Origin of the sequence: Vibrio fujianensis (assembly GCF_002749895.1) — a bacterium.
Taxonomy (GTDB): Bacteria; Pseudomonadota; Gammaproteobacteria; order Enterobacterales; family Vibrionaceae; genus Vibrio; species Vibrio fujianensis.
Genome location: NZ_NBUS01000027.1, coordinates 1 through 3,653, shown reverse-complemented (window position 1 = coordinate 3,653; position 3,653 = coordinate 1). Strand labels below are relative to the sequence as shown.

Genomic DNA, 3,653 nt, shown 5'->3' with positions numbered 1-3,653 from the left:
GCGGCGGACGACCAGCGAAGAAGAACTGCCGATAAACTTGCCCTTGCCACACTTTGCGCCAGCCAATCTCACCACAAACCAACTCTGAAAACCAATGAGGCAACCCACGAACTTTGGCATGTTTTACGGCCTGAGTGATTCAAGAATTTAGGCCGACAATGCAGAATTGCCGACACCGAAAACCGACTGCCAAAGAGAGCGAGAAAGAGAGGTATAGATAATTTTTTGCTTAGTCGCATAACGCCCAATTAAGGTGTGAAGCACGCTACCACAGTACTCGAATTGGACGCCGTAATCACTAAACTAGACCCAAGCCAAAAATGCCAAGCGTGCTGAATCACTCTTAAATTGTTTGTTATGTGAATTTTCAGTCGTACTTTTTACCGTTGTGCTTTAACCATCCATGTGGATGCCTATTGTTGGGATCGCGGTGTGTCCAGTGCATTACACCACCCTTTTTATTCCATTCGTATTCACCGTAAAACTCAACTCGATCGCCGACTTTTAGGTTGGGAATTCTTGGTGCTAAATCGATGTTATGAGCAACAAGTAAAGTCTGCTTACTATCTAATTTGAGTATGAATTTTTGATGTCGACTTCCTTTGTTGTCATCTGGCAATAGACGAATTATTGTTCCTGAACCACGAACTTGAAGGTCACTTTGATGATTTTCAAGCGCCTGCCCGAGTTTGTAGTCATTCGCTAGAACACCAACTGAAACTAAGCAAAAAGCTGCTATAAATATTGTGAAGAACTTCTTCATATACTCAATTCTCTCTGATTCACATAACGCCCAATTAAGTAGCCCGAAACGCACTGGCTCACTTTCCGCATTACTCGGCAACACCAAACCCGACGCAAACCAAAATCGCCGAGCGTTGAGGGTCTGCTTGAATTGTTTGTTATGCGAATTCACCTACCAAGCCAAGTTGGGCACTGAAAGATTACCTTAGACACGAAAAACCACAAACAAACCGAGCACTTTTTGTGATTCACTGAACAACCGAAGTCACTATGTTACAGACCAAATTCCCACAAGTGACTAATGGTGAATTTCAGCGCACGACTCTGCTTTTGCTTCGAGAAACTTAACGCGGCGGAAGACCAGCGAAGAAGAACTGTCGATAAACTGGACCTTGCCACACTTTGCGCCAGCCAAACTCGCCACGAACCAACTCCGAGAACCAATGAGGCAACCCACGAGATTTGACATGTTTTACGGTCTGAGTGATTCAAGAATTTAGGCCGACAATGCTAAATTGCCGACACCAATAACCGACTGCCAAAGAGAGCGAGAAAGAGAGATATAGAAGATTTTTTGCTCAGTCGCATAACGCCGCATTAAGGGGCAGACAACGCAAACAACTGCGCTCAAATTAACCAGCCGTAACCTCAAATGCTCAACCAAACCCAAACTGCCAAGCGTTGACTGTCCCTCTTGAATGCTTTGTTATGTAACTTTGCTAACCATTTCAAAGCATTACAAAGAACAACATTGCCATATATCGTTTAACTTACATGAAAAGTTAGCAGTAACCCAGTAGAATTTGCGTGGCAACGACGAAACTGCGAGCCCTAGTTCAAAGAAAAAAGTGACTGCCACCAAGCTTATCGCAAACTCGCTTTACCATTGAAGCCAGAGTAAAAACTCGAAGAACAAGAAGCCGAAAGTTAAATCAACATGCATGAAACTCGCTCAGACAAAGTCGACATTGAAATTAGATCAATCATAAAAAATATCTACTTTTCAATGCATTGTGGTCTTTTTTCTTTACGGTTACATAACGCCCAATTAAGGGGTGAGCAACGCTACCACCCAACTTAAAGCATTGTACCGTAACCACTAAAATTGAAGTAGAAGCAAAAATGCCAAGCGTTGGGAATCCCTCTTAAATTGTTTGTTATAAGAAAAATTACTTATAGGACTTATGCATTTGAGTTGATTTATTTTCAAGATCAAATTTTGCTTCATACAAATGAAGCATCAATGCTTCTAGCAAGTCTATTGCTAAAGACAAGTCCTTTCTTTGGGGCGAAATCAATTTATGTGCAGCACTATCACCCATGAATTTTAGAGTTAACAGCCCTTCGGTAATACTTTTGGGCATCCCTAAGATGTCGTTTAGTTTTTCTATTTTTATATGGAACTTCCAAGCTATATCATCAGTGATACCTTGGTCTATGCATATCGCTTCGAGCAATGTTCGTATGGCTGTTGCAGTAGGGATTGCTAGATCGTACCTAAACGAAGTAACAATATCTCGATATAAATCCTGAAGTTCATCTTTGATGTAACAAAAACTTTTAGGGTTGCGATGGCTAAAAGTATGTTCTGGATAAAAGGTAGACACATACACTTGCTCAAACCCATCATTCATACCAGCGCATGTATATTTATCTTCCAAGCAAGCAGAATCACAACCCATACAAACCCAAAACGTATATTCAGATTCCTCTAAAGGTGAGCTTTCATCCACACGACCATCATCTTCATCAAAATATACGATTTTTGTATGGGAACTCTTAGCTGTGTGATTCGTTGTTCGATTACAGCTGTTACAGTGAATTTTTTTAATTTCGCCCATTGTTTGCCTTTTCTTATAACGCCGCATTAAGGGGCAGGCAACGCAAACAACTAGACTAAAACTAGCCAGCCGTAACCTCAAATGCTAAACCAAACCAAAACTGCCAAGCGTTGACTGTCCCTCTTGAATGCTTTGTTATGTAACTTTGCTAACCATTTCAAAGCATTACAAAGAACAACATTGCCAAATATCGTTTAACTTACATGAAAAGTTAGCAGTAACCCAGTAGAATTTGCGTGGCAACAACGAAACTGCGAGCCCTAGTTCAAAGAAAAAAGTGACTGCCACCAAACTTATCGCAAACTCACTTAACCATTGAGAAAAGACTGAAAACTCGAATAATAAGAAGACAGAAACGAAGCCAATATGAATAAGACTGACTTTACAAATAACCAATTAAAACAATAAGTTAAAATCATAAAACATATAAAATAGAAACTAACTTAAAAATGAAAAAGCATAAAAACACTTTAACTTTCAATATATTGCGGTCTTTTTCTCTACGGTTACATAACGCCCAATTAAGTAGCCCGAAACGCTACTACCAACTTTCCGCACAACACCGTAATCACTAAACTCAACGCAAAACGAAAATGCCACGCGTTGAGGGTCTGCTTGAATTGTTTGTTATGTGCCGGGGTTATTATTTACTCCGATCTTCTATTTCGTCGAACGATTCCACCGAAATTCGTTCAGCAATTTCACGCATTTTCTGCATTTTTTCAGGATTACTATTTTCCCAAAATAACTCCCAATCTTGTCGAGAGCGCCACTTAGCAATCGTTAGTACCTTTTCAGGTTTATCAAAGGAATGAAGCATAAAACTGCCGAGAGCACCCTCGACTGTATGATGAATAGAGTCAGTTGTAGAACTCCAAACCTTTTGAAATTCATCCATTTTATTAGATGGCACTCGCCACTCATATATGACTCTAAACATATGATTTCCTTGTGATATAACTAATATAGACGTTGAAAACTATTAGGCACATAACGCCGCGTTAAGGGGCAGCCAACGCTACTGCCAAGCTTCCGCATAACACCGTAATCACAAAAACCAACGCATAA

3 protein-coding genes are annotated in these 3,653 nt (G+C 40.4%); all 3 read right to left on the bottom strand.

Features of this window, described 5'->3' with window-relative positions:
• Positions 1–367: 367 nt before the first annotated feature.
• Positions 368–763 carry a DUF3465 domain-containing protein gene (locus B7C60_RS00850; protein ID WP_099610028.1) on the bottom strand — a complete coding sequence of 132 codons (396 nt, stop codon included), beginning with the start codon at positions 761–763 and terminating at the stop codon, positions 368–370.
• 1,150 nt (positions 764–1,913) lie between these two features.
• Positions 1,914–2,585 (bottom strand): DUF4145 domain-containing protein, encoded by a 672-nt coding sequence (locus B7C60_RS00840; RefSeq protein ID WP_017058388.1) that lies wholly within the window; start codon positions 2,583–2,585, stop codon positions 1,914–1,916.
• A 643-nt stretch (positions 2,586–3,228) separates the two neighbouring features.
• On the bottom strand, positions 3,229–3,525 hold the full coding sequence (locus B7C60_RS00830; RefSeq protein ID WP_099610012.1) for an antibiotic biosynthesis monooxygenase family protein: 297 nt from the start codon (positions 3,523–3,525) through the stop codon (positions 3,229–3,231).
• Positions 3,526–3,653 lie beyond the last annotated feature (128 nt).